Below are 23,142 nucleotides of genomic sequence, written 5' to 3' on the forward strand. Positions count from 1 at the left end.
GGGGGCGTATCAATATGAAAAATGAGGTTCTCTTTAATCTAACATACGGTATGTACGCCATCGGCGTAAAGGACGAAAAAAAGGCCTCCGCCTGTATTGTCAATACGGTCATTCAGGTTTGCAACACACCGAACATGCTGGCAGTCAGTATGAATCATGACAATTACAGCCATGAGTGCATCGCAAAAAGCGGACTCTTTACCGTGTGCGTTTTGTCGGAGGACACTTCGGGTGCCGTGATCGGGGCGCTGGGTTTCAATTCCGGCCGCGATACGGATAAGCTGAACAATGTTCATCATAAAATTCTGGCGGAAGGCGTGCCCGTCATCAAGGAAAATATCTGCTGCTGGCTGCTTTGCCATGTGGTAAGCAGTGTAGAAACGCCGACCCACACGATCTTTGTGGCGGAAGTGGTCGCCGGAAGCGATGAATCCAAGGGCGTGCCAATGACTTATGATTATTACCACAAAGTCATTAAAGGCAAGGCGCCGAAAAACGCGCCGACCTATCAGAAGGTTCAGCCGGACGATGACAACAACGACGGCGAAAGCTGGGTTTGTACTGTCTGCGGCTATGTATATAATGATCCGGATGTTTCCTTTGAGGAACTGCCGGACGACTGGGTTTGTCCCATCTGCGGTGCGCCGAAGTCGGCGTTTCGAAGAAAATAACAGAAGTATTCTCAGAACCTGTCCGGGTTTCCGGCAGGTTCTTTTTTATACGGAGAAAGAGCTACGACGGCCTTTTAAACACGGCCAGAAAGCTTTTGGCCACAGAAGAAAGCGCACGGTCACTGCGCCAGATTGCCGTAATCTGCGTCTCCATCAGAGGGCTGTCGATGGTTTTGCACAAACAGCTGGGGCTGCGGTAAAACGATTCCATCGAATAAGGGACGACGGCAACGCCCAGCCCCGCGTTTGCCCACATCAGGGTTGTGCGGGAATCGTCGTTCAGGCAAAAGACATCCGGCCGAAAACCGGCCGCTCTAAAGGCTGATAAAATCAGTTTTTCATAGCGACGGTAAATAATCAACGGTTTGTTTTTCAAATCTTCCAACCGAATGCAGCTGTTTTCCGTGTTGTAAAAGTACTTTTGGTCTCCGACCGCAATCATTGGCTCTTTATTAAGACTGTACCACGCGGTGTTTTCCGCGTGGAAAGGGGTTCGTATGACCGCAATTTCAATGACGCCCCCCGCCAGAAGCTCGATCATTTGAAAGGTGTTGCCCTCGTGGAGCTCAAAATTAACTTCCGGATACAGCTTGGTGTATTCTGTGATTCGCGGGTCAAGCAGGGGAAGGAAGGAAGAAGAGGTGGCGCCCAGACGCAAAGTACCCTTCATTTTTTCCCCATATTCTCCCAGCTCACGCGCGGCGGCATCGGCCAGTTCCAGAATATTGCCCGCCCGCTTGTAAAGAATAACTCCAGCGTCCGTCAGGGTAATATGCCGTGCGCCGCGCTCCACCAGCTTTACGCCCAGCTCCGTTTCCAGAAGCTGCAGCTGATGGCTCAGCGGAGGCTGAGAGATGTGCAGCTTTTTTGCGGCCGCGCTGATGCTGCCCTCTTCACAGATTGCCACAAAATACTCCAGACGTTTTAAATCCATGGTTCTTCCTCCGTGATCTATATGAAATAAGTATGGGAAATAGATAAAATCAATATTATTCATATGGGTATCAATATGCTATAATAATACACGAAATTCACAAGATAGAACAGAGGAATGATTTGAAAAATGCTGAAGCTGGCAAAATACTTAAAAAAATACCGAAAACAGGTCATTATCGGGCCGATTTTTAAGCTGATTGAGGCAATCTTTGAACTGATCGTGCCGATTATCACAGCAAAGATGATTGACAACGGCGTAAGGACAGGAAACATAGGTTACGTTTGGCGAATGGGTGGAATCATGCTGCTGCTGGGCGTGACCGGCCTTTGCTCCGCGCTGATTTGCCAAAAGCTCGCTTCCATTGCCTCACAGGGCTTTGGAACCGTGGTGCGCAGCGAGCTTTACAAGCACATCAACACGTTTTCCCACGCGGAAATCGACCGGTTCGGTACGCCGTCGCTCATTACCCGCATGACAAACGATATCAATCAGCTTCAGTACGCGGTGGCCATGCTGATCCGTCTTGTCATCCGCGCGCCGTTTCTTGCCGTAGGCGCAATCGTAATGGCAATGCTGGTGGACTTTCCGCTGTCCGTCGTATTTTTAATTGCGACACCTCTGATTGCTTTTGTTTTATACATCATTATGACTCGTTCCGTTCCGTTTTTCCGCGTTATGCAGAAAAAACTGGATGCGATTTCCCTTGTTACCCGGGAAGGGCTGAGCGGTGTCAGAGTTATCCGCGCATTTTCAAAGCAGAAAAACGAGGAGGAGCGCTTCAACGCGGCGGCGGACGACCAAACTGGCACCGCTATCCGGGTCGGAAAGCTTTCTGCACTGCTGAACCCGCTTACTTATACGATTATGAATTTTGCGATTATTGCCATCGTATGGTTCGGCGGCTGGCGGGTGGATTCCGGCGGGATGACGCAGGGCGAGGTTATCGCGTTTGTAAACTATATGACTCAGACTTTACTGGCAATGATTGTTGTTGCCAATCTGGTAGTCACTTTTACAAAAGCCGCTGCCTCCGCCACCAGAGTCAACGAGGTCTTTGAAACCGTGTCTTCCGTTGCGGAACCCATCGGAGCGTCTGTTACTCCCGTACCCAACGCGCCGAAGATTCAGTTTAAAAATGTGAGTTTTTCCTACGACGGCCCGGACAAGTATGCGGTTAAGAATCTGGATTTTTCCATATTGCCCGGAGAAACTGTCGGTATTATCGGCGGCACCGGCTCCGGAAAGAGCACACTAATCAATCTGATCCCACGTTTTTACGACGTGTCGTCGGGGGAAATCCTGATTGACGGGGTCGACGTGCGGGAATATTCATTTGATGCCCTGCGCGGACAGATCGGAATGGTACCTCAGGAGGCCGTCCTGTTTTCCGGTACGATTGAAAGCAATCTGCGCTTCGGAAAGCGTGACGCAACGGAGAAAGAAATAGAAAAGGCACTCAAAATCGCGCAGGCCTACGAGTTTGTTTCCGCTCTGCCGCAGGGGCTTCAAAGCCCGGTCAATCAGGGCGGCAAGAATTTTTCCGGCGGTCAGAAGCAAAGGCTGACCATTGCCCGCGCACTGGTCGGCAGCCCGCAAATTCTGATTTTGGACGACAGTGCCAGCGCGCTGGACTTTGCGACGGACGCGGCTTTAAGAAAATCCATTCAGAAAGAAACGTCCGGCATGACCGTCCTGATGGTTTCCCAGCGTGCAAGCACCATTCGGCGCGCGGATAAAATTATCGTGCTGGACGACGGGGAGGTCGCCGGTATCGGCACCCATGAGCAGCTTTTGGAAAGCTGTCAGGTGTATCAGGAAATCTGCCTGTCACAGCTCAGCAAGGAGGAGGTGAGCACGAAATGAAACTGTCCACACTAAAGCGCCTGTTCCGTTACGCAAAGCCGTATTCCGTATTCTTAGCCGGCGCGCTGGTCAGTGCGCTCATTCATATTTCGCTCACCCTTTACGGGCCGATTCTCATTGGGCGCGCAGTCGACCAAATCATAGGGCCTTCCAAGGTGGGCCACGGGGACATGATTCCCATTCTTGCCACACTTGCGGGAACGATTCTTATCAGTGCTGTGTTTCAGTGGATTATGGCGTACTGCACGAATAAAATTACTTATCATACGGTTCGCGATCTGCGCGTACAGGCTTATCAGAAAATCAACCGTTTGCCGCTCAAGTACATTGACAGTCACGCGCACGGCGATATCATCAGCCGTGTTGTCAATGATGTCGATCAGGTTGCGGACGGTTTGCTGCAGGGACTGACCCAGTTGTTTACCGGTGTTGTGACCATTTTGGGTACGCTGGTTTTTATGCTGACCATCAGCCCGGTGATTACGGTGGTGGTGGTGCTGGTTACGCCGCTGTCCCTTTTTGTGGCGGGCTTTATCGCCCGGCTTTCCCACAGGCAGTTTGTGGAGCAGCAGGCGACACAGGGTGAAATCAGCGGCTATGTGGAAGAAATGATTAGCGGTCAGAAAATCGTAAAGACTTTTCTGTATGAAAGCCGCTCGGAGCAGCAGTTTGATGAGATCAATCAGCGGCTGTACAACTGTGGGGTAAAAGCGCAGTTCTATTCTTCTCTTTCCAATCCCAGCACCCGTTTTGTCAACGGCATTGTGTATACCGCCGTTGCGGCAATCGGATCACTCTGCGCCATTACCGGGCGTCCCGGCCCGCTGACAATCGGTCAGATTTCGTCTTTTCTGGCCTATGCCAATCAATATACCAAGCCATTTAATGAAGTCACAGCGGTTATTACCCAGATTCAGACAGCATTTGCATCCGCCGACCGCCTTTTCCTGATTCTCGATGAGGAAGAGGAAACACCGGACGCTCCCGACGCGCTGACCCTGACGGACAGCGAGGGAAATGTAGACGCAGAGCATGTTTATTTTTCCTACCGTCCGGAAACGAAGCTGATTCAGGATATGAATCTGAAAGCGAGGAAAGGCGAGCGGATTGCGATTGTCGGCCCGACCGGATGCGGAAAAACCACGATTATCAACCTTTTGATGCGTTTTTACGACGCGGACAGCGGTACGATTAAAATAGACGGGGTAGATATTAAAAACGTCACCCGCAGCAGCCTGAGAAAAATGTTTGGTATGGTGCTGCAGGAAACCTGGCTTTTTTCCGGAACGGTGCGCGACAATATTTCGTATGGAAGCGAAAATGTGACGGAGGAGCAGATCGTTGCCGCGGCAAAAGCCGCACACGCTCATTCGTTTATCATGCGTCTGCCGAACGGGTACGACACCGTGATTTCGGAGGATGGCGGCAACATTTCACAGGGGCAGCGGCAGCTGCTGTGTATTGCCCGGGTGATGCTGGTGGATCCGCCGATTCTGATTCTGGATGAGGCGACCAGCTCCATCGACACCAGAACGGAAATTCGGATTCAAAAGGCGTTTACCGAAATGATGAAGGGAAGGACCAGCTTTGTTGTCGCTCACCGCCTTTCCACCATTAAGGAAGCGGACTTGATTCTGGTGATGAACAAGGGAAGCATCATCGAGCAGGGAACCCATGAACAGCTTTTGCAAAAACAGGGCTTTTACGCTAATCTTTACAACAGCCAATTTGCGGTGGCGGATTAGCAATCGACAAATAAGAACCCCCGGATTTTCCGGGGGTTCCTGCTATCTTACCGTAAATTTATAGATCGTTGTATGGCTGTAATTTTCACCCGGCTTCAGGTTTTGGAACGGGAATTCCGGGTGATGAACCGAGTCGGGAAAATACTGCGTTTCCATACAAATCGCGTGGTGCGTCAGGTGCTTTTTTCCCGCCTTGCCGGTGGCACCGGGGGCAAAGCCGTTTGCGGTATAAATCTGGATTCCGGGCATATCGGTAAAGACCGACATCACTCTGCCGCTCAGCTGGTCGTACAGCTCCGCGGCCTTTTTCATGCCGTCCGCACCTTTAATCACAAAATTATGATCGTAGCCTCCGCAGCTCTTTAAAAGCCTGTCATCCGCTTTCATATCCTGTCCGATGGTTTTGGGTTTGTTAAAATCATACGGTGTACCCGAAACCTGCGTCAGTTCTCCTGTGGGAATCAGGTCTGTCCCGACCGCGGTAATCGTGTCCGCATGGATCTGCAGTTCCTGAGAAAGAATACTGTTGCCCACGTCCCCGCTGATATTGAAATAGGAGTGGTTCGTGAGATTCACCGGTGTTTCACGGTCAGTCTGTGCACCGTAATCAATAATCAGCGCGTTGTCCGTGCTGAGGGTGTACTTCACTGTTACATTCAGGTTTCCGGGGAATCCGCATTCTCCGTCTTTGCTGAGATAAGCAAAGGTGGCGGACGGCGCGTCGTCGTCGTTGTCGCTGCATTTCAGCCGCCAGACCCGGTTCTGAAATCCTCCCGGGGCGCTGTGCAGAGAGTTTTTTCCATCGTTTGCCGCAAGCATATATTTTTGGCCGTCAATCTCAAATTCCGCCCCGCCGATCCGGTTGGCGTAGCGGCCCACAGTGGACCCGAAAACATCCCCTTTTTCAAGGTATCCGTCCAGTGTGTCATGCCCCAGAACCACGTCGCCGAAATTCCCCTTTTTATCGGTGGTAAGCAGTTTTACAATGCGGCATCCATAAGTTATCACCTGCGCAGTCATCCCGCTCGTGTTGCGCAGGGTGTAGCTGTCGATGACGGTGCCATCCGGCATTTTCCCAAATACAGATTTCTCAATGCTCATCGTTCGGCCTTCTTATAATTATATTTGAATAGGAAAAATTATTTGCCCAGCATTGCCGCGCCGATAATTCCCGCATCATTTCCCAGCAATGCCTTGCAGATCTTTGTCTGTCCCTGTGCGCTGAGGGAGTACGCTTCCTTGACAATATACTCGCGGAGCGGCTTCAAAAGGGTTTCTCCCTCGTTGCAGATACCGCCGCCGATGCACAGGATGTCCGGCTGGAACGCGTTGATGCAGTTGACCAGTCCGCAGCCAAGGTATTCAATATATTCGTCCACGACCGCTTTTCCAATCGGGTCGCCCGCGCGCATGGCGTCAAAGGCGGTTTGTCCGTCGACTTTGTTCAGGTCGCCGTCCACCAGTTTCCAGATAGGGCTGCTGTGGTCAGCGGATTTTTCCATGGCTTCTTTGGTGGTACGGATTAGGCCGGTGGCGGAAGCGTACGTTTCCCAGCAGCCGTCGCGGCCGCAGGTGCAGTGACGCCCTTTGAAAACGATGACGGTATGTCCCATTTCTCCCGCGCCGTAGTTGGAGCCGGAGTAAATTTTGCCGTCGATGATGATGCCGCTTCCCACGCCGGTTCCGAGTGTAATTGCCATCGCGTTTTTGGCGCCCTTGAGCGCGCCCGCCTGATATTCGCCGTAGGCAGCCGCGTTCGCGTCATTTTCTACAATGACCTTTTTATTCATTTTTTCCTCGAGATATTTTCTGAGCTCGAAATGATGAAGATACAAGTTATTGGAAAATTCCACCACCCCGGTGTCCGTGTTGACCGTGCCGGGGGTGCCGATGCCCACCCACGGGACGTCGTCCAAAGTGAGGTTCGCGTTGCTCAGCGCTTCCAAAGCGGTGGAGGCGAGCTGCTCGCACAGATCGTCGGGCGGGCAGGGCACTACGGTTTTTCTTTTTGCCGTAGCGATGATTTTGCAGTTTTCATCAACAACGCCAACCTTAATATTTGTTCCGCCAAGATCAATTCCCAGATAATACATTTTAAATCCCCTTTGTCCGTTATTTCAGAGTACGGCGATTTCCCAGAAAAAAGCTTTTTTAAGGCGTTCGCCATTCGTCAATCTGTCGCAATATGTGAATAGTATAGCATCATCCCATAGGAATTGTAAACATATTGTGCTCTGCAATACAAAAAATTGTTATGAAGCGAAAACTTGTGCTATAATATGAAAGATACAGAATTTGGAATGGAGATTATGCCGTGAATTTTCAAGCACTTCCAAAGGGTATGAAAAACAAATATACAAAGCAATATCTCAGTCTGCTGAACAAGCGCAGATTTTCGCTTGCCGCGAAACGCGCGTTTGACGTGGTGGTATCGCTGCTGATTCTTGCGGTTCTTTCACCCTTTCTTCTTCTTCTGGCACTGGCCGTGAAAATCGACTCCAAAGGCCCCGCCTTTTACCGGCAGGTGCGTGTAGGACGCTACAATCAGGATTTTAAGATTTTTAAGTTCAGGACAATGGTTCAGGATGCTGACAAAATCGGCCCCCCGCTGACGGTGGGCGACGACCCCCGCGTGACACGGGTTGGAAAGCTCATCCGAAAATTGCGGCTCGATGAGTTTTCACAGCTGCTAAATGTTCTTGACGGAAGCATGAGCTTTGTCGGGCCCCGACCGGAGGTTCGCAAGTATGTAAACGCCTATACGCCGGAGTACATGGCAACTCTGCTGGTTCGTCCCGGCATCACCGCTACCGCGAGCATCGCTTTTAAGGACGAGGACAGCTTGCTGGACGCGGCCGAAGACCCGGAAAAGGTGTATGTGGAACAGATTTTGCCGCCAAAGATGGCGTATAATCTGGAGTATCTGAAAAACATTTCTGTGCTGAAAGATATTAAAATCATGTTTCAGACTGTGGGCGCGGTGCTGAAATAGCGGATTCATATTTCACCTCTGCTTGTTCATACTAAGCAAGAGGTGATTTTTTATGTTCAAATTTGAAGAGTGGCGCAAAAGCCGGAAAAAGGAATGTACGGATGTGGACAGCATGGCTTCAACGCTTCCGAACATGAGTAAAAGCAAAATTCCAAACGATGTTCTGGGCAGCTATACGGGTATGGCAAGAGACGGTGAAAAACCCGATCAGGACGCGGATGACCTTTGAATTTTTGCAATATTTTCAATCCTTGCTTCATAATAATGGATAGACAGTAGGTGATCGCTTGTTTAATCGTATTATTATGAAAAGAAAAAGATTAATTGCTTTTATTCTTGTCCTCACGGCGGCGGCAGGAATTGCCGCCGCTTCTGGGAATTATGGCGAAGGTGTGCCCGCGGCAACCCAGACGGAAAGCTCCGCGTCGTCTTCTTCCGGTGACTACATAAAGTATGTGGAGTTTAACGTGCCGTATCTTGCAATGAAAAAAGCGATGAATCTGGATATTTCCTCTCAGAAGGAGGAAAAGAAAGTAAGCTGGATTGAATTGCTTGCTTATCTTGCCGCAAAGTACGGCGGAAATTTTTCTCACTACAAAAGCAATGATATGGACGTTTTGACGACAAAGCTGAAAACGCAGACTATGGCGGAACTGACTAAGAATATGAAGCTTTATACCTACTATTATAAAGCCTATTCGGCGGTTTTGGGCGGTCTTCTCGGTACTTACACTGACAGTACGGGAGAAACAAAATACGGGCTCATCGGATATTCACCGATTGCCAAAACCTTTCCGTATGAGGATTACGACGATTTCGGCGCATCCAGAACTTACGGATACAAGCGGCAGCATCTTGGCCACGATATGATGGCCGCAACCGGTACGCCTGTGATTGCGGTCGAATCGGGAATTGTGGAGGCGCTTGGCTGGAATCAGTACGGCGGCTGGCGCATCGGCATCCGCAGCTTTGACAAGCAGCGGTATTATTATTATGCTCATTTACGGCAGAACCGTCCGTATGCCGCCGATCTTGCAGTGGGGCAGACAGTGACCGCCGGGGACGTGATCGGATATGTAGGTCACACGGGTTATAGTACGAAGGAAAATGTCAATAATATAAAAGTGAGTCATCTGCATTTTGGTATGGAGCTGATTTTTGACGAAAGCCAGAAGGAAAGCGTCAATGAAATCTGGGTGGATGTGTACCAGCTGTGCAAGCTTTTACGGCAAAATCAGTCCGAAGTGGTACGAAATAACGAAACAAAAGAGTATTCCAGAAAAAATCAGATTCAAATTCAGTATTTACAGGAAAATTCTATTTGATTTTGCCGGTACGCTATGTTATAATAGCAAATGTTAAATCGCTGGTGTGGCGGAATCGGCAGACGCAAGGGACTTAAAATCCCTCGGTGGCAACACCGTATCGGTTCAAGTCCGATCACCAGCACCAAAATAAGGGATGCCCGAGAATGGGCATCCCTTATTTTCGCGTTTGGTGGTCCAAAGAATCTTGAACCCGGCACAAATCGGGAGATAAAGAGCGGCTGACATAGCGGAAGAAAAACAAAGGGAATCGCGGAACGCGAGCCGTTGTACGACCACCCAAGTCCGATCACCAGCACCAAAATAAGGGATGCCCGAGAATGGGCATCCCTTATTTTCGCGTTTGGTGGTCCAAAGAATCTTGAACCCGGCACAAGTCGGGAGATAAAGAGCGGCTGACATAGCGGAAGAAAAACGAAGGGACTCGCGGAACGCGAGCCGTTATACGACCACCCAAGTCCGATCACCAGCACCAAGTTAAGGGGTACCCCTTGATTTTGCGATGATGACCACAGAAATCTGGGCTACTATTTTTTCTTTCGATAACCGGTGGTAAAATCAACATAGTTGTTAAGCGGCTCACCGTTTGCGTAAAGCCGCAGGTTCTCCGCGGCGATCCGCACCACGCGCTCCAGTGTTTCCGGAAGATGGTAAAGTCCTGAAATGTGGGGGGTGACCACCGCACTCGGAATTTCCCAGAGCCGATGATCTTTCGGTAAAGGCTCAGGATCGGTCACGTCGAGACCGGCTCCAAAAAGATGCCCGCTCTCCAGCGCGTCGCAAAGCGCTTCTGTGTCAATAAGCGTACCGCGGCTAGCGTTCAGCAGAACAGCGCCCTCTTTGAGAAGGGCAAGACGTTCGCGTGAAAAAAGACGGTTGGTTTCCTTCGTTGCGGGCAGGCAGATGGCGACAATGTCCGCACGGGGCAAAAGGCTGTCAAGATCCGCGGCCAAATGTATTTCGTCCACATAGTCCGGCTTTTCCGCACAGGTGCGGCGCAGACCGATCACATAAGCGCCCAGCGCTTTTACTTTTCGGGCAAATTCGCCGCCAATATCGCCCAGTCCAATCACCAGGACGGTGGATTGATAAATGGATTTTACCTTGCCCTGCCCCTGCCAGAGGTGCAGCTTCTGTGCATCACGGTAGGTGTGAAGGCGCTTTATAATTTCCAGAAGCATGCCGAGCAGGTGCTCGGAAACAGCAAGGCCGTATGCGCCCGTTGAATTAGTCAGTGCGGTGCCCTTGGGCAGGACATCCTCCTTTAGAAAGGAATCCACTCCCGCGCTGTGGCAGTGCAGCCACTCCAGATTAGGGGAATTCTTCACATAGTCTGCCGGGGGATTGCCTATAATGATCTGGGCATCCTGCACCTGTTCTCTGGTGACGTCTCTGTAGGTGCTGTAAAGAAACCGGCATTCCGGTGCGGATTGTTGAAGCAGGGCTTTGTGACGCGTCTCTGCGGGAAGAAGAACAAGAACTCGCTTAGAGAAACTCATGACTGATACTCCCTTGCAATATTTTACCATTTCCTGATATAAAATTTGTTTCATTGTATAACACGGCTGGTAAAATTGCAATAAGAAGCTCTTCTTTATCTACCGAAGAAAGGGATTACAATTCTATTGCAATCTCGTATTTTTTCAGCCAGTAGTTAATCTGAAGCAGATACGCCATCATCTGCGGGCCCGCCATCAGCTGGCCGAACCACGGTTTGCCGTAATCCGACTTTTCGCTGAGCAGCTCCGCTGCGGCGGTTTTGCTGATGAGCCTGTGAATCGGCTCCTCTTCATCCGACATGATTGCCGCAAGTCTCTGCTTTACAATCATTTCGTAGGCCGGGTTGTGCGTTTTGGGGTAAGGGCTTTTTTTGCGCATCAAAACATCTTCCGGCAGCCAATCCTTTGCCGCGTCACGCAGCAGGCCCTTCGCCACGCCGCCGTGACATTTGTATTCCCACGGAGTATTGAACACATACTGCACAATGCGGTGGTCGGCGTACGGTACACGCACTTCCAGTCCGCTCGCCATACTCGACCGATCCTTACGATCCAGCAGGGTGGACATAAACCAGTTGATGTTCAGGAACGATATTTCCCTGCGACGCTTTTCCTGCGCGCTTTCGCCCTCCAGCGTGGGAACGGCCGCAATGGATTCTTCGTACCGCATATTGACGTATTCCTCTATGTGCAGTGCGTCGGCAATTTCGGGAATCAGCAGCCCCGTACGGATGGACAGGTCCGGCGACCATGGGAAGCAGTGTCCCTCGAACGCTTCTTTTTTGTGGAACCACGGATACCCTCCGAAGATTTCGTCCGCGCATTCTCCGCTGATACCCACCACATGATTTTTTTTAATTAGACTGCAGAAATACAGCAGGGAAGAGTCAACGTCCGCCATACCGGGCAGGTCTTTCGCGGCCACAGCGTCATAAAGCTTGTCGGCAAGCGTCACGTTGTTGCACTCCAGATAGTGGTGGTCGGTATGAAACGCTTCTGCCATTTTGGCGACCCACGGTTTGTCGGCGCCCGGTTGGAATGCCGTCGGCTTGAAATATTTATCATTGCCGATAAAATCAAAGGAATAGGTGGAAAGCGTTTTTCCCTGCGCCTGATAATTTCTTGCCGCCAGCGCGGTGATAATGCTGGAGTCGAGGCCGCCGGACAGGAAAGTGCACAGCGGCACATCGGAAACAAGCTGTCTGGTCACGGCGTCTTCAACCAGATACCGTACTTCTTTGACGCTGTCCTCGTAGCTGTCCGGATGCTCATAGCTTTTCAGTTTAAAGTAGGGATATGTCTCGAACCCTTGGTTGTCAAACACGGCAATATAGCCGGGCTTAATTTCCAGTATGTTTTTAAATACGCCGATTCCTGCGGTTCTGGCCGGCCCGATTCCGAATATTTCACACAGCCCCTGCCTGTCGATGACGGGGTTGATGCCGGGGTACTCAAACAACGCCTTGATTTCAGAGGCAAAAATCAGCCTGCCGTTTTCCATGGAATAAAACAGCGGCTTTACGCCGAAACGGTCGCGGCATAAATAGCAGCAGCCGCGTTTTTCGTCGTCAACAGCAAAGGCAAAAATGCCATTCAGCTTTTCCGCGCAGGCAAATCCGAACTGAATGTAGCATTTTAGCAGGACTTCGGTATCGCTTTTGGTTTCGAACGTGTGGCCAAGTGCCTTCAACTCCGACCGCAGCTCCTCGGTGTTATACAGTTCTCCATTGTAGACGATGGTGTACTGAAATCCGCCGACTGCCGCGGTCATCGGCTGCTTTCCGCCCTCAATATCCACAACCGCAAGCCGTGTGTGGGCCAGCGCCGCATGAGCCGAAACATGGACTCCGCTGTCATCCGGGCCGCGGTGCTTTAATTTAGAGCCCATTCTCTTTGCAAGCGCACGCCAGAACAGCGCTTCTTCGCTCAAATTGTCATTATAATCACAGAATCCTGCAATTCCACACATACCAATCCCTCGCTTTCTGTTATCTTTTTATATTATGCTCATTTGTCATTATGGTTAACAGATCCGCATTGTTTATGTGGAGCAGGGTATGAAAAAGCCGTCCCGCACGGCGGCGGGACGGCTGAATTTTTGGGTTGGGTTGATTTATTTTTCCTTCTTTTCGGATTTGCCCTTTTCCTGTTTCGCATTTTTGCTCTTATCGGCTTCGGAAAGCTCGCTCAGGATTCTTTCAGCCGCCGTACGGCGCGCGGCGGCTTCAATAGAAAGCTCGATCGCGAGGCGGGTCAGTTCGGCGTCGCCTGCGTCCGCAGTGGAACGTACGCGGTCACAGACTTCTTTCAGAGCGGCGGTGTGCGCTTCGCTGAAACGGCCGTACATTTCGTCTTTGGAAGCATCATTTAAAAGTGCTTTCAGCAGGAAAGAAATGTCCTGAATGGATAGAACTTGCTTGAGCATGCAAATGACCATCAGCAGTGCCAGATGCTCACGGGAATATTTTTTTTGCTCGGGCCGGGGAAGAACTCCGTCTTTTACATAATTGTTAATCATGCTTGAAGTCAGCAGACTGGTGCTGTCGTTTCGTTCAAACAGGCAAAGCTGTTTGTTCATGTAGGTCAGCACCTGATCCATGTATAAATAAATTTCCGGCAGTCTTTCCCAGTCCACCGCGCTGTATTTTTCAATTTCCTCCGCCCAATTTGTAATTTGTTCAGCTGCGCTCATCTTACATCCTCCTTTAGTTTTGCCGCGCGTTCATAACTGGGGAAACGGCTTGGCGGCGTACCCGTACATTTCTTAAACACGCGGGAAAAATACAACTGATCGGAAAAGCCCGCCGAATAGGCGACTTCGCCAACCGACAGATTTCTGGATTCCAGCAGTTCGGAAGCCTTATTAACCCGGTAGCGCATCAGGTATTCGTTCGGCGAAAGGGATATATGCTGCATAAACAGCCGGTACAGATGGCTGCGGCTGATTCCAACGCTGGAAGCAATGTCTGTAATGCCAATATCGCTCGAATAGTTATATTCAATGAATTTGATTGCCTTCTGCACATATTCATACCCGTTGGTGTGCTGCGCGGAAGGAACTCCAAATTCATCCATCAGCGCGGCCAGGAACTGCAGCAGTCCGGACTCCATTCTTGCCTCGTCGCTCGGGCTGGAACCGGAAGTGTTGCAGATCTTCATCAACAGCTCCTCAAACATCCGGTCTTTGTCGTAGTGGAACACAGGGGTGCGGTCCAACAGGCCGGTTTGACCCATCAGCCTTTTTGCGTCACTGCCGTTAAATCCGACCCAGCAGTATTCCCAGGGGTCTTCTCGGTCGGCAACATAATGAACGACGTGGGACGGTTCCACCAAAAAGCCGTCCCCCGCGGTTAGGTGATAATCTTTTCCAGCGTTGGTAAACACGCCGTGGCCGGATAAAATATAGTGTATCAGGTAGTGGTCACGCACAGCGGGCCCCCACGAGTGGCAGGCGCCGCACCGCTGAACTCCGCAGCTGTATACCGCAAGTCCCAGACTGTTATGAAAAGGTACACGGAAAGAGTGCCTGAATTCGTCATTTGTCATCAAGAAATTCAGCCTCCTTTCTGACATTCGTAATAAATTTATTATAATTCGCATGTCGGATTTATGCAATAAAAATCAAAAAGCAGTAAAATATAATTGAAATAAATACCATTATCGTTTATAATAAGACCAATTATTAATTATTTGTTCATTTTTATAGAATGAAAATTTTTAGAAGCGAGGAAATAAATTATGAGTCTTGACCAGAAAATTCAACTCTCTATCATCATTTTGCTGACTGGCCTTGTCGTTGTGTTCATCGTGCTGATCTTCCTCACATATTTGATAAAGGGATATGGAGCGGCACTCAGAGCAATTCAGTCCGATTCGAACGAGAGCAAGGCTTCTGTGCCTGCGGCAACTGCCGCCTCAGTTCAGTCGGTGTCAGTCCCTGCAGCTGGTCCGTCTGTTCAGGCGGGAATTACCGAAGAGACGGTTGCGGCAATTTCCGCGGCTGTTTATACTTTATACGGCGCATCTGCCGGGAGGGTAGCCAGTATCCGCCGCTCTTCTCAGCCCAGCCGCTCCGTGTGGGGGATGGCAGGATTATTGGAGAGCACCCGCCCTTTTTAAGTTCAAAAAACAGAGAGGACTGATCCGGTATTGAATATACTGAATGAATTTCTACAATCTATCCAAGGCATCTTCCAAACGTCCGGATTCTTTTTGAATGACTGGCGCAACTATATCATGATTGGAATTGCCTGTGTTTTGATGTATCTTGCGATTAAAAAGCAGTTTGAACCCCTTCTTCTTTTACCGATTGCGTTTGGGATGCTGCTTGTCAATCTGTTCCCGGCTATTATGGTTCCCCCGCAGACGACGATGCAGCTTGTATCCGATTACATGACTGCGCACGGCGGCGCAGCCGGAAATTATCCGATTGTTCTTTTGAACGGACAGCAATATTATCAGGTTACGCAGGTCGGCGGATTGTTCTATTATCTGTATCAGGGCGTTAAGCTCGGAATTTATCCTCCGCTTATTTTCCTTGGAATTGGCGCGATGACGGACTTTGGGCCGTTGATTTCCAATCCGAAGAGCTTTTTGCTGGGTGCGGCTGCTCAGCTTGGCATTTTTACCACCTTTATCGGTGCTGTTTTTCTTGGGTTTTCGGGAAAACAGGCCGGTTCCATCGGAATTATCGGCGGAGCGGACGGCCCGACCGCCATCTTTGTTACCTCTAAGCTGGCACCGGAACTTTTAGGCCCGATTGCGGTCGCGGCGTATTCTTACATGGCGCTCGTGCCCATTATTCAGCCGCCGATTATGAAGGCACTGACCACCAAAAAAGAGCGTGGCATTGTAATGGAGCAGCTTCGTCCGGTTTCCAAGCTGGAAAAGATTCTGTTCCCGATTATCGTTACGGTTGTTGTTTCCCTTTTGCTGCCGGATGCCTGTCCGCTTATAGGAATGCTGATGCTGGGAAATCTGTTCCGTGAAAGCGGCGTGGTAGGGCGTATTTCCAATACTGCTCAAAATGAACTGATGAATATCATTACCATTTTCCTCGGCGTGACTGTCGGCGCAACGGCGACCGGTTCGGTATTCCTGTCGCTCCAGACAATTGAGATTATTATTCTGGGCTTGCTTGCGTTCAGCTTCGGCACTGCCGGTGGCGTACTGTTCGGCAAATTGATGTGCTGGACTTCCCACGGAAAAGTAAATCCGCTGATCGGTTCGGCCGGTGTTTCCGCCGTTCCTATGGCGGCCCGTGTGGCGCAGAAAGTCGGCCAGGAAGAAAATCCCGGAAATTTCCTTCTGATGCATGCAATGGGCCCGAACGTGGCCGGCGTGATTGGCTCCGCGGTTGCGGCTGGTGTACTGATTAGTATTCTTGGATAAGAGGATTTTTTAAAAAATAATTCAATAGAATTAAGAGATACCCGCACTCGGTTCAGTGCGGGTATTTTGTGTGGTTCTCTTTTTCGTTTGCTATTATATGCAGAATATTGTATAATAAAAGTTATGCAGTAAGAAATCAATGAGCGGACTTCCGCCCAAATTATCAAGTTCTGGCGGTGAATTCATGAACAATACTACTACGGATCAAATTATTGGAATCAGGAAAAATGTTCTGAAAAAGGAATTTTCCAGAATGAATGACAGGCAGCAGGAGGCGGTTTTCAGTGTGAACGGTCCCTTGCTGATCCTTGCCGGTGCCGGAAGCGGAAAAACTACCGTTCTGGTAAACCGTATCGCAAATATTATTCGCTACGGAAATGCCTACAAAAGCGAAAATATTTCAAATGATCTATCGGAAGAAGACCTCAGTGCGGCCAACCGATATCTGTCCGCAGGAGAGCCTTTGCCTTTTCAGGTAAAATGTCACTTTGCGGCAGAGCCCTGCCGTCCCTGGCAGATCCTTGCCATTACGTTTACCAACAAGGCTGCCGGAGAGCTCAAAAACAGGTTGAACAGCATGTTGGGAGAAGAAGGCGACGACATCTGGGCTTCCACCTTTCATTCTACCTGCGCGCGTATGCTGAGGCGCGATGGTGATAAACTTGGTTACTCCAATCATTTTACGATTTACGATACGGACGATTCCCGCCGTATGATGAAGGAATGCCAGAAATCACTTGGCATTGACGACAAAATTCTTTCTTTTAAATCCATACTGTCCGCAATCTCCCGTGCGAAGGACAGCATGATTCAGCCAAAAGAATACCTGCAGCAGGCCGGCAGCGACAACAGGCTGGGGCTGATTGCGCAGGCTTACAAGCTTTATCAGGCGAAGCTTAAGGAAGCCGACGCCATGGATTTTGACGATCTGATCTGCAACACGGTCTGTCTCCTTCAGCAGCATCCCGATGTTCTGGAGTATTATCAGAATAAATTCCGCTATATTATGGTGGACGAGTACCAGGATACCAATCACGCACAGTACCTGCTTGTAAAGCTGCTGGCTCAGAAGAGCACCAACCTCTGCGTCGTCGGCGACGATGACCAGAGTATCTACAAATTCCGCGGCGCGACCATAGAGAATATCCTGAATTTTGAGAGGACCTTCCCGAACGCGAAGGTAATCCGTCTGGAACAGAATTACCGTTCCACCAAAAATATCCTGAATGCTGCGAACGCGGTGATTGAAAACAACACAGAGCGCAAAGGGAAGACACTTTGGACGGACAACCCTGCCGGAGAAAAAATCGGGGTGCACACCGCTTTCAGCGAGCAGGACGAAGCGGATTACATTGCGAAAAAAATACTGGAAAGCGTAGCAGTCGGACGAAAATTTGCCGATCACGCCATTTTGTACCGCATGAATTCCCAGTCCAATATCCTCGAAAAAATCTTTATCAAATCCGGAATTCCTTACCGTATTATCGGCGGTCTGCGTTTCTATGAGCGGAAAGAAATCAGGGATATGATTGCGTATTTGAGCGTGATTAACAATCCGAACGACGAAATCCGTCTTCGCCGCATTATCAATCAGCCGAAACGCTCCATTGGGGATAAGACGATTGCACAGGCCACGGAAATCGCCGCCACACTGGGGGAAAGCGTATTCGACATTATCAAAAACGCCGACCAGTATGAACCCTTGAAGCGGACAGCGCCCAAGCTTCTGCAATTTGCCGCTACCATGCAGGAGCTGATTGACGCCGCGAACGATGAAAATACCAGTCTGAATGAACTGTATCATCTGATTCTTGATAAAACAGATTATATCGGCAGCCTGAAAGCGTCCGAAAACGACGACGCTCAGGACCGTATTGACAACATTAACGAACTTGCTTCCAACTTAATTAAGTACGAAGAAGACAACGGCGAGGAGGCCTCTCTTTCCGGTTTTCTTGAGGAAGTATCCCTGCTGACCGATATTGATAACTTCGATGCCAATTCCGACAGCGTGGTGATGATGACCATCCATTCGGCAAAGGGCCTGGAATTTCCGGTTGTGTTCCTTCCCGGGTTTGAAGACGGGATTTTCCCGGGAATACAGGCAATTTACAATCCCGCGGAAATCGAAGAGGAACGCCGCCTGGCGTATGTTGCCATTACCAGAGCGAAGGAAGAACTGTTTATCGTTAATGCGGAGAGCCGCATGATTTTCGGGAGCACTTCCCGCAACAAACCATCCCGTTTTATTGAGGAAATTCCAGAGGAACTGGTTGCCCGCAGCCGTACCAGAGAGTGGAAAAAGCCTGCTCCGGGGATGGCGCTGCCCACTTCCGCTTTTGAGGCCAGAGTGGTGACGACCGAATCAGCCCGCAGTTTCGGCCCGTCGAACCTGATTCACAGCGAGCCGCCGAAGGTTCAGTTTCAAGTGGGGGACGGCGTTATGCATAAGACGTTTGGAACGGGACTGATTCTTTCTGTTTCCCCGATGGGGAACGATACTCTTTTGGAAATTGCCTTTGAGAAGGCCGGTACGAAAAAGCTGATGGCGAATTTCGCACGTTTACAGAAAATCTGAAATAGATATCATAAAGCCCGCCTGTAAAATCAGGCGGGCTTTATTTGTAAGTGAAAGATAGTTTTTTGACTTTATGATCTGCGGGAACGGTCGTTGCAGCCGCAGTCGCTGACTTTGGGCGGGAAAAACTCGTCGGTCGGAAACTCGATGCGGCGGAACATATCGCATGGATCGTCTGATGTAGTGACACATTCTTTTTCCGGGATACAGAAGTCGTACGCGGGAATCAGCATTTGCACATTTCTGACAATTTGAACAATTGTAAAGATACCAATTGTAGCATAAACAGTTCGATTGGATGCAAAGTCCAGCTGACCGCCGAAATGTCTGCAGATTGAGTCGGGAATACGGCAGCAGCTCTCATTGCAATGCGACTGGCAGTCGCAGATTCGTGCCGACAGGCAAATCGGCTCCGCAACCTGACAGGTTGCTTTCGGGAGCACGTCGCCGCAGACAGAATTTGGGCCGTCGATGTCGTCCTGCGTGCAATCGGAAGTGAACATTTTTACATTGCCCTCACTGCCATACAAAATTACCCTTTTGCTGAATATGGATACACCATTTACAATAGCGGGGCTTGTGGCCAACGGACAAAATACGTCCACACACACATCGAAGAAAAAGGTCATATCTACCGAATAAAAGCCTTTGTTAAATGGTACCGGCTCCAAATCAAGGAACACAGTAATGACTTCGGCGTTTCTGAGCCTGACGTTTGTTGCATGTTCAATCAGGTCGTGCTTATCCGGTGGGAAATAAACCCTTAAATCTTCAAGGCAATCTTTATCAGAAGAGTAACCGTGATAGAATAGTACTCTTTTAAATTGATTGAATGCAAAGCAGGGGTTGAAGTTTTATTTGTTATTATCATTTATCGTTAATTCTAAGATACCCGGCAGTGCTATGTATCGTTACAGGGCAGATTTATGCTGGCACATTCAACAGGATATACTGTTTGACCGGGCATTCATCGATACTTTCATAATCTTTGTATTCTCCGGTTTCAGAGACTCCTTCAAGGTGGAGAAATGCTGGGTGCATGAACTTGTCGTCAATCTGGCTTGCAACAATGTGCAATTCGATTAAGCCCATTCCGTCTTTTTCAATTTCCATTATTTTTTCTTTCAAAAGCTTGAGGTTTACGCTAATACTTTGCATTTCAAAAACATCCTTTTTTTTTAATTGGTTGCGCAACATTTGTAATTTTAAAGGAAATGTTCTAAAATTGCAATAGCGAAAAAAGTCGCAATTATAGAAGTTTTAACGAATGGAAAAAATAGGATAAATAAACAAAATATATGACATAACTAAAATTTTTTTATGAAAAATTCGGAGATTAATTGCTGGAATGAGGACATTATAATCACAAAGAAAAATAAAATTCACATGTTCTCTGTCGAAGTGAGATGGCTTATGACTTGTTTGTTCGAATATCGCAATATTCAGGGTGACTGTCAAACCATTTGACGGCATACGAACAGGTGAGTACTGCCTTGCGCTTTTGCTCTCTGAGCAAAGAGGCGGAAGCTTCCATCAGTTTGCCGGCGACACCCTGTCCCCGAAGAGAATCGTCCACAAAAGTATGGTCGATGTTTACCGTCTGTTCATCCATGTCCGGAAAGGTGACCTCGGCAATCACCTGGTGAGATTCATTTTCAGCGTATATACGGTTTTTTTCATAGATCAGTTCCAATTTCATTCCTCCTGTCTGTTTGTAGTATGCCATTTTTTCTTTCATTTTGTCAATGTGTATTATGAATGAATTGGTTTTAAGTAAACTTCCAGCGTAAACTCTCCCGGTTTCGCACCCTTTTCTTTATTGTAAATAATTTTCCCGATCATTGCTTTTAGAAGCAGGTTCTTTTTTTGTGTAGATGCGGCACCATAAACCTCCAGCAGGGTTACTGCTTTTTTACTGTCATTAGGACAGTCGATAGGTAAGGAAGAAGTCGTTGTGTCTTTCATCTTTTGCAGCCTGTTTTCTTTTTCCTTCAGATATGTCTGACGCTTCAGAAAGGTGTCCAGGTCATACACGCCCTGCTCCAGAAGATCGTGCAGTTTTCCAATTTGCCCCGCAGTGGTTTTGATTTCCGACTCTACGGTATTGAGGAATTCCCTGTTTTCCGATTTCGGCCGCAGCGCGGGATTTTTCTGTGAAATCCTGTACTCGCTCATTCTGCTTTTCAGTTCGTGCACAACCGCGTCTTCGATCAGGGACAGAGCGGAGGACACCATGCAGCCTGGTTTCTGACATAGCAGGTAGGCTCCTCCCTTACGGATCACCTGGCGCTGCATCGGTGCGCCGCAGTGCGCGCAGTAGACCAGACCGGCGAGCGGGTTTTCCACACTGCCCGTATTTGCCGGCGGATGGGAGCGACAGGCTGCCATTTTCTGTGCCTGCTCAAAAATTTCATCCTGTACGATGGGCGGATGGATTCCTGCTACAACAGTCCATCTGTCCGGTGAGTTCTGAATGGTGATCTGCTTGCTGTTTCCCTTCGCACCCTTACGGATCTGTGTTTTCCGGTTCCAGACGATTTTGCCTGTGTAGACGGGGTTGTGGAGGATTTTCATGACGGATGACCGGCCGAATTTTTCAGAGCGGTGGGGTTTGGCCCCCATGGCGTTAACCGTGTCGGCAATATGCTGGCAGCCCAGTCCCTTGTTGACGTACAGGTCAAACATCATCCGCACGAAACGGGCCTCTTCCTCGCAAACCGCTAGTGTAGGCCGCTTGTTGACTGTTGTTTTCACATATCCGTAAGGCGCGTTGGCAACATACCCTCCGTCCGCAATGGTTTTTTTAATCCCCCGCTGCATCCGGCGTTTAATCGCTTTGAGCTCCTGCCGGGCCATAAAGGTTTCAAATTCGGAGTAGGTTTCATCCATTTCGTTGTTCAGGTCGTAAATCTTGCGCGGCGTAATGATTTTTGTATCCGCATTTTTCAGCGTTTCAAGAATGACCCCCTGGTCGCTCATGGCACCGCGCCCCAGACGGTCAATATCCATGCACAGAACCGCGTCGTATTCGCCTCGCTCCACGTCGGTAAGCAGCTGCAGCATCTGCGGGCGTGCATACAGGGATTCGCCGGAAACGACTTCTTCATAAATTTTTGTTATGTCAAGATTGTTTTTAGCGGCGAACTCCTGCAGGGTTTCCCTGTGGCGCTTCAAGGTTTCGTCCACGGTATCACTCAGTTCCTCCGCCCGGCTTTTGCGCAGATAAATTGCTGTAATCATTTTATCACCGCTTTCCTTACCTATATTTATGGAAGAAACAGATCAATATTCCAGCCTCCGAATCCAGAAGGATGCGGAGGTTTTTTTATTGTGCCGGAACCCCGTTCTGCACGAATAGGACAAACATCGGCATTCATATTTTTTATAGAGGTGATGCATATGCGCGACACAGGGAAGCCGATTGTCACCGTACATATTTTGCCGGGAACAGACGAAGAGATTGCGTGCAACAGAGAAAATCTGCGTTATGTAACGGAACAGATCTGCACCGAAATAAGCGGATCGGAAACCAGCGTAACGATTGACTGGGAAGGTGTCGGCGAAAAAAAGTCCGATTGAAAGAGGGGGAAGACCCTATGCAATACAAGGTGCTTCAGGGTTATATGGCGCTTTGCCGTTTTTATGGATGGAAACCGACGTGGGCCGGACTCAAAGCGTTTAACCGCGGTGACCGCGCGAGAAGTCTGAAAAGGGGGGAGCCAAAAAAATGATGTGCGCGTTATGCAGAAAATGCAAGAGTGGGTTTGACAACAGGGTCTGCCGCCATTTTTGTTCCGCCTACAAACGTGCTTTTGAACGCAATGTGGAACGGCAGCTGGACGAAACGCTGTTTCGCCGTCTTGCCAGAATCTCCAAATAGACTGGTGTGAAAAAACAGAGCCGTCCCACACGGGGCGGCTGTCGTTCTTCATTGATTTTTCATATACTCTGTAATGCGTTCGTGAAAATTTTCATAGGAGCTGCTTCCGTTCAATAGCTTCAGCTGCATATCATCCGACAGAGAGAAGAAATAGTCCCTTACTTTTCTGTCCCGTTCGGGCAGATTCGAAGGAAATGGGAATTCGTAAAATCCGGTATAATCCAAACCAATCACCTCAGGAATAGTGTATGACTATTTTAC

The 23,142-nt window shown here is 49.3% G+C and carries 24 protein-coding genes and 1 tRNA gene; 13 read left to right on the forward strand and 12 right to left on the reverse strand.

What is annotated here, in order from left to right; genetic code table 11:
• Nucleotides 1-14 precede the first annotated feature (14 nt).
• Nucleotides 15-671, forward strand: a complete 657-nt coding sequence (locus J5W02_RS10710; RefSeq protein ID WP_219965689.1) for a flavin reductase — start codon at nt 15-17, stop codon at nt 669-671.
• 61 nt (nt 672-732) lie between these two features.
• Here J5W02_RS10710 and J5W02_RS10715 read toward each other — a convergent pair whose 3' ends face one another.
• On the reverse strand, nt 733-1,605 hold the full coding sequence (locus J5W02_RS10715) for a LysR family transcriptional regulator (protein ID WP_219965690.1): 873 nt from the start codon (nt 1,603-1,605) through the stop codon (nt 733-735).
• Between the two features lie 129 nt (nt 1,606-1,734).
• Between J5W02_RS10715 and J5W02_RS10720 the strand changes: the two genes are divergently transcribed.
• A complete protein-coding gene (locus tag J5W02_RS10720) occupies nt 1,735-3,471 on the forward strand; it encodes an ABC transporter ATP-binding protein (RefSeq protein WP_219965691.1) in 1,737 nt (578 codons plus the stop codon).
• On the forward strand, nt 3,468-5,216 hold the full coding sequence (locus J5W02_RS10725; RefSeq protein WP_219965692.1) for an ABC transporter ATP-binding protein: 1,749 nt from the start codon (nt 3,468-3,470) through the stop codon (nt 5,214-5,216). Before J5W02_RS10720 ends, J5W02_RS10725 begins: the two co-directional genes overlap by 4 nt.
• A gap of 42 nt (nt 5,217-5,258) precedes the next feature.
• Here the strand turns inward: J5W02_RS10725 and J5W02_RS10730 are convergent, their stop codons facing one another.
• Together J5W02_RS10730 and J5W02_RS10735 are read right to left on the reverse strand one after the other, a co-directional pair.
• The gene (locus J5W02_RS10730; protein ID WP_219965693.1) at nt 5,259-6,317 is read right to left on the reverse strand and encodes an aldose epimerase family protein; all 1,059 of its coding nucleotides are present in this window, start codon (nt 6,315-6,317) and stop codon (nt 5,259-5,261) included.
• 38 nt (nt 6,318-6,355) lie between these two features.
• Nucleotides 6,356-7,309 carry an ROK family protein gene (locus J5W02_RS10735; protein WP_219965694.1) on the reverse strand — a complete coding sequence of 318 codons (954 nt, stop codon included), beginning with the start codon at nt 7,307-7,309 and terminating at the stop codon, nt 6,356-6,358.
• Nucleotides 7,310-7,530: 221 nt separating this feature from the next.
• Here J5W02_RS10735 and J5W02_RS10740 point away from each other — a divergent pair, with 221 nt between their 5' ends.
• The 4 genes from J5W02_RS10740 (at nt 7,531) to J5W02_RS10755 (ending at nt 9,660) form a co-directional block, all read left to right on the forward strand.
• Nucleotides 7,531-8,208 carry a sugar transferase gene (locus J5W02_RS10740; protein WP_456237060.1) on the forward strand — a complete coding sequence of 226 codons (678 nt, stop codon included), beginning with the start codon at nt 7,531-7,533 and terminating at the stop codon, nt 8,206-8,208.
• Between the two features lie 52 nt (nt 8,209-8,260).
• Complete coding sequence (locus tag J5W02_RS10745) at nt 8,261-8,437, forward strand: hypothetical protein (RefSeq protein WP_219965695.1); 177 nt, start codon at nt 8,261-8,263, stop codon at nt 8,435-8,437.
• Nucleotides 8,438-8,513: 76 nt separating this feature from the next.
• Nucleotides 8,514-9,533, forward strand: coding sequence for a M23 family metallopeptidase (locus tag J5W02_RS10750; RefSeq protein WP_219965696.1), 1,020 nt, complete (start codon nt 8,514-8,516; stop codon nt 9,531-9,533).
• Between the two features lie 40 nt (nt 9,534-9,573).
• Nucleotides 9,574-9,660 (forward strand) — tRNA-Leu (locus J5W02_RS10755).
• A gap of 400 nt (nt 9,661-10,060) precedes the next feature.
• Here J5W02_RS10755 and J5W02_RS10760 read toward each other — a convergent pair.
• From J5W02_RS10760 to J5W02_RS10775, 4 genes are all read right to left on the reverse strand, one after another.
• On the reverse strand, nt 10,061-11,032 hold the full coding sequence (locus J5W02_RS10760; protein WP_219965697.1) for a D-2-hydroxyacid dehydrogenase: 972 nt from the start codon (nt 11,030-11,032) through the stop codon (nt 10,061-10,063).
• Between the two features lie 115 nt (nt 11,033-11,147).
• Nucleotides 11,148-13,001: an asparagine synthase (glutamine-hydrolyzing) gene (asnB, locus tag J5W02_RS10765; protein WP_219965698.1), complete on the reverse strand. Its 1,854-nt coding sequence runs from the start codon at nt 12,999-13,001 to the stop codon at nt 11,148-11,150.
• Between the two features lie 144 nt (nt 13,002-13,145).
• On the reverse strand, nt 13,146-13,724 hold the full coding sequence (locus tag J5W02_RS10770; protein WP_219965699.1) for a DUF1836 domain-containing protein: 579 nt from the start codon (nt 13,722-13,724) through the stop codon (nt 13,146-13,148).
• A complete protein-coding gene (locus J5W02_RS10775) occupies nt 13,721-14,578 on the reverse strand; it encodes an AraC family transcriptional regulator (RefSeq protein WP_219965905.1) in 858 nt (285 codons plus the stop codon). Before J5W02_RS10775 ends, J5W02_RS10770 begins: the two co-directional genes overlap by 4 nt.
• A gap of 192 nt (nt 14,579-14,770) precedes the next feature.
• Between J5W02_RS10775 and J5W02_RS10780 the strand changes: the two genes are divergently transcribed.
• The 3 genes from J5W02_RS10780 (at nt 14,771) to J5W02_RS10790 (ending at nt 19,001) form a co-directional block, all read left to right on the forward strand.
• On the forward strand, nt 14,771-15,151 hold the full coding sequence (locus tag J5W02_RS10780) for an OadG family protein (RefSeq protein WP_219965700.1): 381 nt from the start codon (nt 14,771-14,773) through the stop codon (nt 15,149-15,151).
• A 30-nt stretch (nt 15,152-15,181) separates the two neighbouring features.
• Entirely contained in the window at nt 15,182-16,423 is a 1,242-nt protein-coding gene (locus J5W02_RS10785; protein WP_219965701.1) for a sodium ion-translocating decarboxylase subunit beta, read from the forward strand.
• A gap of 184 nt (nt 16,424-16,607) precedes the next feature.
• Entirely contained in the window at nt 16,608-19,001 is a 2,394-nt protein-coding gene (locus J5W02_RS10790; protein ID WP_219965702.1) for an ATP-dependent helicase, read from the forward strand.
• Nucleotides 19,002-19,072: 71 nt separating this feature from the next.
• Here the strand turns inward: J5W02_RS10790 and J5W02_RS10795 are convergent, their stop codons facing one another.
• The 4 genes from J5W02_RS10795 to J5W02_RS10810 form a co-directional block, all read right to left on the reverse strand.
• Complete coding sequence (locus J5W02_RS10795) at nt 19,073-19,672, reverse strand: hypothetical protein (RefSeq protein WP_255575700.1); 600 nt, start codon at nt 19,670-19,672, stop codon at nt 19,073-19,075.
• 253 nt (nt 19,673-19,925) lie between these two features.
• Nucleotides 19,926-20,198: a hypothetical protein gene (locus tag J5W02_RS10800; protein ID WP_219965703.1), complete on the reverse strand. Its 273-nt coding sequence runs from the start codon at nt 20,196-20,198 to the stop codon at nt 19,926-19,928.
• A 214-nt stretch (nt 20,199-20,412) separates the two neighbouring features.
• Nucleotides 20,413-20,694 (reverse strand): GNAT family N-acetyltransferase, encoded by a 282-nt coding sequence (locus J5W02_RS10805; RefSeq protein ID WP_407928376.1) that lies wholly within the window; start codon nt 20,692-20,694, stop codon nt 20,413-20,415.
• Between the two features lie 59 nt (nt 20,695-20,753).
• Nucleotides 20,754-22,241 (reverse strand): recombinase family protein, encoded by a 1,488-nt coding sequence (locus J5W02_RS10810; protein ID WP_219965705.1) that lies wholly within the window; start codon nt 22,239-22,241, stop codon nt 20,754-20,756.
• A gap of 159 nt (nt 22,242-22,400) precedes the next feature.
• Here J5W02_RS10810 and J5W02_RS10815 point away from each other — a divergent pair, with 159 nt between their 5' ends.
• The 3 genes from J5W02_RS10815 to J5W02_RS10820 are packed head-to-tail and all read left to right on the forward strand — an operon-like array spanning nt 22,401 to nt 22,881.
• On the forward strand, nt 22,401-22,580 hold the full coding sequence (locus tag J5W02_RS10815; RefSeq protein WP_219965706.1) for a hypothetical protein: 180 nt from the start codon (nt 22,401-22,403) through the stop codon (nt 22,578-22,580).
• A 17-nt stretch (nt 22,581-22,597) separates the two neighbouring features.
• Nucleotides 22,598-22,732, forward strand: coding sequence for a hypothetical protein (locus J5W02_RS14775; protein WP_255575701.1), 135 nt, complete (start codon nt 22,598-22,600; stop codon nt 22,730-22,732).
• A complete protein-coding gene (locus tag J5W02_RS10820) occupies nt 22,729-22,881 on the forward strand; it encodes a hypothetical protein (protein WP_219965707.1) in 153 nt (50 codons plus the stop codon). Before J5W02_RS14775 ends, J5W02_RS10820 begins: the two co-directional genes overlap by 4 nt.
• Before the next feature lie 48 nt (nt 22,882-22,929).
• Here the strand turns inward: J5W02_RS10820 and J5W02_RS10825 are convergent, their stop codons facing one another.
• The gene (locus tag J5W02_RS10825; RefSeq protein ID WP_219965708.1) at nt 22,930-23,106 is read right to left on the reverse strand and encodes a hypothetical protein; all 177 of its coding nucleotides are present in this window, start codon (nt 23,104-23,106) and stop codon (nt 22,930-22,932) included.
• Between the last annotated feature and the right edge of the window lie 36 nt (nt 23,107-23,142).

This window comes from Caproiciproducens faecalis, assembly GCF_019448085.1.
In the GTDB taxonomy this organism is placed as follows: Bacteria; Bacillota; Clostridia; order Oscillospirales; family Acutalibacteraceae; genus Caproiciproducens; species Caproiciproducens faecalis.